At 63.2% G+C, this 6,690-nt stretch carries 7 protein-coding genes; 2 read left to right on the top strand and 5 right to left on the bottom strand.

Going from position 1 to position 6,690, the window contains the following annotated elements:
• From ENZ74_RS16905 to ENZ74_RS16885, 5 genes are all read right to left on the bottom strand, one after another.
• The coding region (locus ENZ74_RS16905; protein WP_127312880.1) for an LLM class flavin-dependent oxidoreductase at window positions 1-837 on the bottom strand (837 nt) is incomplete at its 3' end.
• Between the two features lie 241 nt (window positions 838-1,078).
• On the bottom strand, window positions 1,079-2,017 hold the full coding sequence (locus tag ENZ74_RS16900) for a sugar ABC transporter substrate-binding protein (protein ID WP_013528163.1): 939 nt from the start codon (window positions 2,015-2,017) through the stop codon (window positions 1,079-1,081).
• A gap of 14 nt (window positions 2,018-2,031) precedes the next feature.
• Window positions 2,032-3,027, bottom strand: coding sequence for an ABC transporter permease (locus ENZ74_RS16895; RefSeq protein WP_063169855.1), 996 nt, complete (start codon window positions 3,025-3,027; stop codon window positions 2,032-2,034).
• Complete coding sequence (locus ENZ74_RS16890; RefSeq protein ID WP_244506882.1) at window positions 3,027-4,025, bottom strand: ABC transporter permease; 999 nt, start codon at window positions 4,023-4,025, stop codon at window positions 3,027-3,029. The genes ENZ74_RS16895 and ENZ74_RS16890 overlap by 1 nt, the downstream gene beginning before the upstream one ends.
• Window positions 4,022-5,524: a sugar ABC transporter ATP-binding protein gene (locus ENZ74_RS16885; protein ID WP_063169854.1), complete on the bottom strand. Its 1,503-nt coding sequence runs from the start codon at window positions 5,522-5,524 to the stop codon at window positions 4,022-4,024. The genes ENZ74_RS16890 and ENZ74_RS16885 overlap by 4 nt, the downstream gene beginning before the upstream one ends.
• A gap of 324 nt (window positions 5,525-5,848) precedes the next feature.
• On the opposite strand from ENZ74_RS16885, the gene ENZ74_RS16880 reads away from it, so the two are divergent.
• Together ENZ74_RS16880 and ENZ74_RS16875 are read left to right on the top strand one after the other, a co-directional pair.
• Entirely contained in the window at window positions 5,849-6,523 is a 675-nt protein-coding gene (locus ENZ74_RS16880; RefSeq protein WP_013528167.1) for a GntR family transcriptional regulator, read from the top strand.
• A 19-nt stretch (window positions 6,524-6,542) separates the two neighbouring features.
• Window positions 6,543-6,690 (top strand): L-rhamnose mutarotase (locus ENZ74_RS16875; RefSeq protein WP_127312879.1); only part of this gene is annotated, 148 nt, incomplete at its 3' end.

Here is a 6,690-nt window from a genome sequence, read left to right as displayed (position 1 = left end):
TATCCGCGCCTGCCCGACCGAATCCATGCGCGCAAAGACTTTTTGGGCCGAGGCGATCGTCGTGTCGTCGAGGCGGCTGATCAGCCTGTCGGCAGCGGCCCAGGCCTCCTCGGTGGTTTCGCGGGCGATGACATGCAGCCTAATGCCGAAAGAGAGCTTGCGGCCGGCCTTCTGCGCCAGTTCACGCACGCTGTCCAGCTTGCGCTCGACATCGGCGGGCGGCTCGCCCCAGGTCAAATACTTGTCGATCTCCTGCGCCGCCACCGTCGACCCGGCATCGGACGAACCGCCGAAATACAGCGGCGGGTAAGGCGTCTGCACCGGCGGAAACAGCAGCCTTCCGTCCTCGATGTGGAAATGCTTGCCGTCATGCTCGACCGTCTCGCCGCTCAGCACCCGCTTGTATATGCGCAGGAACTCCTGCGTCACCTCATAGCGTTCGGCATGCGACAGGAAAATGCCGTCGCCCTTGTTCTCCAGCGGATCGCCGCCGGTGACGACGTTGATCAGCAGGCGGCCATTGGAGATGCGGTCCAGCGTCGCAGTCATGCGCGCGGCCAGCGTCGGCGACTGCAAACCGGGCCGCACAGCGACAAGGAAACGCAAGCGTTCGGTCATCGGCACAAGAGCCGATGCGATCACCCAGGAATCCTCGCACGAGCGGCCGGTCGGCAACAGCACGCCATAGTAGCCGAGCGTGTCGGCCGCCTTCGCCACTTGCGTCAGATAGGGCAGATCGACCGATCTGCCGCCCTCGGCCGTGCCGAGATAGCGGCTGTCGCCATGCGTCGGCAGAAACCAGAGCACCTTGATACGGTCTGGAATGTGCTTGCTCATGGCCTGTCTCCCGTCGCCTGACGGAGGCGGCCGGAGATGCCTGCTTTGGTTGACGGCGAGCGCAAAAAGGTAGGCATGGCGTGGTCCTGTCCGGGTGGAAACCAGATCGCCAGTGCAGATTGCTTATTCCACAAACTCTGTAGAGTTAGTTTATTCCAATTCCGTTGCCGCTATTAGAATTTCTCTCCCCAAGAAATCGGCGGCGAGGCCGACCCGAGTGCAGCGGGCCGGCCTTCCTGCATCAGAACGCTGGTTCGACCGCGTTGACGTTGTCCTTGGTGACGACTGTCAGCGGGATCGGCAGCCGGTCCTTGACCTCCTTGCCCTCGATGATCTCGGCCATCGTGTTGATCGCCAGGCGGCCATCCTCGACGGGCGACTGGACGATGGTCGAGTACATCTCATTGGTGCGGATCGATTCGAACGCATCCTTCTGGCCATTGATGCCGACGATCGGCGGTGCGGCCTTGGAGGGGTTCGCCTCTTTCCATGCGTCGATGAAGCCGCGGGCCATCGTGTCGTCATTGGCGTAGACACCGCTGATCTGGTCGCCGAAGCGTGTGATCAGATCGCGGCTCACCACCAGCGCCTTTTGCTGGTCGAAGTCGGCGTTGACCGTGTCGAGCACGTTGATCTCGGCATTGGTTTCCTTGAGACGGTCGGTAAATCCGCTGACGCGGCCGATCGTGGTGCCGTTGCCGGCCTGGCCGGCGATGATGACGACGGAGCCCTTGCCGCCCAGCGCCTTGCTCAGCGAGTCCGCCGCCAGCTTGCCTTCCTCATAGACATCAGGCCCGGTGAACGACTTGATGAACGGCTTGGCATCGTCGCTCATCGGCGAATTGATGAGGATCGCCGGAATGTTCGCCTGCTGCGCGCGCGCCAGCCCCGGTATGTATGCCTGCGGGTCGAGCGGCCACAGGATGATGCCATCGACCTTGCGCGCAACGCAGGTGTTGAGCTGCTCGGTGCCTTTCTGGACATCAAAATCCTGGCTGAGGCTCAGGATCTCGATGCCGAGTTCCGCAGCGCGCGCCTGAAGCGCCTTGTTGGCCGGCGTCGCGTAGGCATGCGAATCCGCTGCCGTCACGTAGCAGACCGTCTTGGCGCTGGCCCAGCCCGTCGATGCCAGCACAGCCGCCATGGCGGCGACGTGAAGCATGCTTTTCTTGCCAATCATGCGTTTCCTCCCAATCATGTGGTTCCTCCTTGAGTGATTGGATTGTCGCGAACGAGCGCCGGGCGCGTGCCCGGAGCCCTCCCCTTGGTGGTAACGGCCCGATCGAGCACGACGAGCAGGATCAGGATAAGCCCGGACACGACCTGCTGGACGTATGCGGGAACGGACTGGAACTCCATCGCGATGGTCAGCGAGCCGATCGTCAGCACGCCGCCGAGCGTGCCGAGCGCGGATCCCTTGCCGCCTTCGAGACGAGTCCCGCCGACAACGACCGCGGCAATGACGGCGACCGTCAGTTCCGAGCCGAAGACAGGCGAGCCGGTGTTGGTGACGAGGCTCTGGAGAACCCCCGCCAGGCCGGCAAGCGTGCCGGCAAAGACAAAGCCGAGAAAGACGATACGGTCCGAGGCGATACCGCTTTCCTTGGCAGCCGCCGGGTTGGACCCCACCGCAAAGACGTTGCGCCCAGGTATGGTGCGCGTCAGCCAGAAATGCAGCAGCACGATCAGGGCGATGAACAGCACGCTGCGGAGGGTGAAGACATCGAGATAGATCTTGGCCAGCGCCAGGGAGAGCATGATGTCGGTTCCGGTCACCGGCTGGCTGTTGGTGATCCAGTGCGCGAGTGAGCGGAAGATCAGCATCGTCGCGAGCGTCAGCACGAGCGAATTCACCTTCAGGCCGACGACCAGCATGCCGTTGATGGCGCCTGCCAGGGTACCGACCAGGATGCCGGCGATCGCGGCAGGCAGGATGCCGATCTCTCGCTGCAGGATGACCGATACGATGCCGGCCAGGGCAAACACGGCGCCACCGGAGAGGTCGATCTGGCCCGATATCAAAAGCACCGTCAGGCCGACCGCGATCAGGCCGATCGTCGCCGCCCGGTCGAGACCGAGGCCGAGCGTCGATGCCGAGAGGTAGCCGGGGACCAACAGCGCGGAAATGACGAGCGTCAGGCCGAGAATGATGACGACGCGATGCTGCGAGACAAGCGAAAGAAAACGCATCACGCCACGCCCCGCTTGCGCAGCGCCGCATCCATGCCGACGGCACCGACGATCAGGATGCCGAGCACGAAACCCTGGATTGGCGTGCGCACACCGTCGAGCACCATGACGTTGGTCAGCAGTTGCACGAAGATGAGGCCGGCAATGGCCCGCGGCACCGATCCGAAGCCGCCGACGATCGACACGCCGCCGACCACCACCGCCGTGATGGCGCTGAATTCGTAGCCGCCGCCGATGAGCGGCCGCGCGCTCTGCAGCGTCAGCCCGAGCAAGCCGCCGCTGATGCCGGAAGCCAGTGCGGTGATCACGAAGGCGCCAGCCTTCACGGCCCGCACCGGAACCGCACTAGCCTCGGCGGCGCTGTAATTGCCGCCGGTGGCGAGCGTCCATCTGCCCCAGAAGGAGCGGGACAGGACGAAATGGCCGACAAGGGCGATGACCAGGAAGATCAACACCACGACCGGAATGCCGAACAGCCGGCCCTTGGCGAATTCGGCTGAGGCGGGATTGCTGCCATAGACGATGACCCCGCCGACAGCCGCCTGGACGATGCCCAGTCCGATCGTGCCAACGCCGAGCGTGGCAATGATGGGATTGATGCCGACATATCCGACCAGGCCCCCGTTGAGCAGGCCTATGAGGCCCGCGAGACCCACCGCCAGCAGGAACGCCGGCAGCGGCCCGATCATCGGCTGCAGCCCGAGCGACAGGATGGCGCCGCAGGCGATGGTGGCCGGCACCGACAGGTCGGCCAGGCCGCCGACCACGAGCACGAAGGTCATGCCGACGACGACGATGCCAACGATAGACATCGAGGTCAGGACGTTGAGCAAATTGCCTGACGTGAAGAAGGCGGGGCTGACGAGGGAGCCGTAGAGCATCACGGCGACGATGGCGAAGGCGAGCCCCGCCTTCGACAGGACATCGACAAGCCTGCTGCCACGCGTAAAGCGGTCGTTGCGGTTCACGCCACCGATCTCCATGGCCGCTTCGCTCAAGCCATCTCCTCCCCGGTGGCCAGCGCCATGATGCGCTCCTCGCTCAATTCGCTGCGCAAGAGAGGCTCGGAGGCATAGCCATCGCGCATCACCACCACGCGGTCGCAGACTCCGAGGATTTCGGGCAGTTCCGACGAGATCATCACGACCGCCATGCCGCCGGCGACGAGTTGGCCGATGATGTGGTGGATCTCGGCCTTGGCGCCGACGTCGACGCCCCGCGTCGGCTCGTCGAGGATCAAGGCCGAAGGTTTGGCGGCAAGCCATTTGGCGATGACCGCCTTCTGCTGGTTGCCGCCCGACAGAAGGCTGATGCGCCGTTCGCCGTCGGGCGGTGAAATCGAAAACTGCTTGACCGAATCCCGGGCAAGCGCGCGATCGGCGCTGCGGCTGATGCGTCCGAAACGGGTCAGGCGGCGCAGGATGGGCAGGCTGATGTTTTCCCGGACCGACATTCCAGGCACGACGCCATCGCCCTTGCGATCTTCCGGAACATAGGCAATGCCTGCCCTGACCGCCTGGGATGGCGAGTTGATCGAGACCTCGCGTCCGTTGACGCTGACCGTGCCCTCGACAAGCCGCGACAGGCCGAAGATTGCGCGGGCAACCTCGGTGCGGCCAGCGCCCACCAAGCCGGTCAAGCCCAGTATCTCGCCGGCGCGCACTTCGAAGCTGACATCGCGGAAGCGCTGTCCGTCGCTGATATGCTCCACGCGCAACACGGACTTGCCGATCGCGGCCGGACTTTTCGGGAAGACATTGCTAACTTCGCGACCGACCATCAGCCTGATCATATCGGCAGCCTTTATGCCCTTGATCGGACGCGTCTCGATCATTGAGCCATCGCGCAGCACCGTCACCTCATCGGCGATTTCGAGCACCTCCTTCAGCCGATGGCTGATGTAGACGATGGCGATGCCGTCATCGCGCATCTTGCGCAGGATCCGGAACAGCGCCGCCGTCTCATGCTCGCTGAGGCTGGATGTCGGCTCGTCCAGCACGATGATCCTCGGCTGCGCCGCATAGGCCTTGGCGATCTCGACGAGCTGCTGCTGGCTGATAGAAAGGTTGCCGAGCCGTTCACGCGGATTAATGGCCGCTCCGAGCTCGTCGAGGACGGCAGCCGCCGCCCTGACCATCTCGCGCTTGCGCAGAAAGGTCCATTTGCCGGGCATGCGGCCGAGATAGACGTTCTCGGCGACGGTCAGGTGGGGGACCAGATTGATTTCCTGGTGCACCATGCGGATGCCGAGCGCCTGGGCGTCGGCGGGCCGGCGCATGCGCACCTCGGCGTCACCGACTTTGATCGTGCCGCTGGTGGGCGCGTAGGATCCGTTGAGGATCTTCATGAGCGTCGATTTGCCGGCGCCGTTCTCACCCACGACCGCATGAACGGTGCCGAATTTCACGGCAAAATTGACGTTGGACAGAGCCTTCACGCCTGGAAAGTTCTTGCTGATGCCTCGCATATCCAAGGCGCAATCGGCGGCGACGGTCATATCTGGCTAGGTTCCTCCTGGCGGCCGGCCGGTGCGCTACATCGGCCTTCGATATGTTAGTATAATAGCGCTGCAAACGCAGTTCGGGCTTCTTCGAACAAGCTTGAATGGCCTGCGCTGTTGAAGATCCAAGCCTCAGTCCCGGACTGAATTTTCCATCGTTCATCCTCACTATTGCACTAATATAACAGTTCTGGCAAGCTGGATTCCGGCGGGTCGTCATGACGTCGTGCGTCACCGACCCCCACGCTTGTATTGGATGCGTTCCAATTGACATTCTAGTATTATCTGGCCATTTCTGGTGAACGAAGACACGGATTTGCAATGGACCTGGATCCTTCGACGCTCAATCGGGCTCTTCCGCTCCGCGATCAGATCTACCACAAGATCCGCAACCTGATCGTCGTCGGGCAGTTGAAGCCGGGAGAGGTCATCAACGAGGTCGCCATCGCGGAGGCCCTGGGGGTGTCTCGCACCCCCGTTCGCGAAGCGGTCAAGCGCATCAGCGACGAGGGCCTGGTCAAGATCCTGGCGCAGACCGGCACCTATGTTGCTCCGATCAGCCGGGCCGACCTGGAAGAAGCCTATGTCATCCGGCGGGCACTGGAGATGGAAAGCGCCCGACGCGCGGCCGCCAAGTTCACAGCGGCAGCCAGCGAATTGCTGGAAGACAACATGGCGGCGCACCGGCTTGCCATATCCCGCGGCAGATATGCCACCGCGATACAACTCGACGATGTCTTCCACCGCACCATAGCCGAGATCTGCGGCCTGCCGATGATCTGGAGAGCCGTCGACATCTCGAAGGCACAGATGGATCGCGGGCGCTATCTCGCTATCCCAAGACCGGGTTATGGCGAACAGACGATCGAGCAGCACGAGGCCATTTTCGACGCGCTGAAGCGCCACGACGCCGAGGGTGCGGCACGGGCCATGGAACATCATCTCGAGACGTCGTTCCGCAACACGCTCGAAGTCGCCGCCGACCTTCTCGGCTGAAGCCCCGCGAGCAACCAGCATGCAAAGAATGGGACTTTGTATCGGCGTGAAAGCCGAGGCGATCGCGGACTACAAGCGCGTCCACGCCGCCGTCTGGCCCGAAGTGCTCGACGTCATCAGCCGCGCCAACATCCGCAACTATTCGATCTTCCTGCGCGAACCGGAGA

The organism is Mesorhizobium sp. M7A.F.Ca.CA.002.15.2.1 (assembly GCF_003998715.1).
GTDB classification, from domain to species: Bacteria; Pseudomonadota; Alphaproteobacteria; order Rhizobiales; family Rhizobiaceae; genus Mesorhizobium; species Mesorhizobium ciceri.
Note: the sequence above shows the minus strand (reverse complement) of the source record. Positions and strands in the feature narration are given on the sequence as shown.

Excerpts from the sequence above, each read along its gene's own strand:
- ENZ74_RS16880 (WP_013528167.1), top strand. The coding sequence starts at position 5,849 with ATGGACCTGGATCCTTCGACGCTCAATCGGGCTCTTCCGCTCCGCGAT.
- ENZ74_RS16900 (WP_013528163.1), bottom strand. The coding sequence starts at position 2,017 with ATGATTGGCAAGAAAAGCATGCTTCACGTCGCCGCCATGGCGGCTGTG.
- ENZ74_RS16895 (WP_063169855.1), bottom strand. The coding sequence starts at position 3,027 with ATGCGTTTTCTTTCGCTTGTCTCGCAGCATCGCGTCGTCATCATTCTC.
- ENZ74_RS16885 (WP_063169854.1), bottom strand. The coding sequence starts at position 5,524 with ATGACCGTCGCCGCCGATTGCGCCTTGGATATGCGAGGCATCAGCAAG.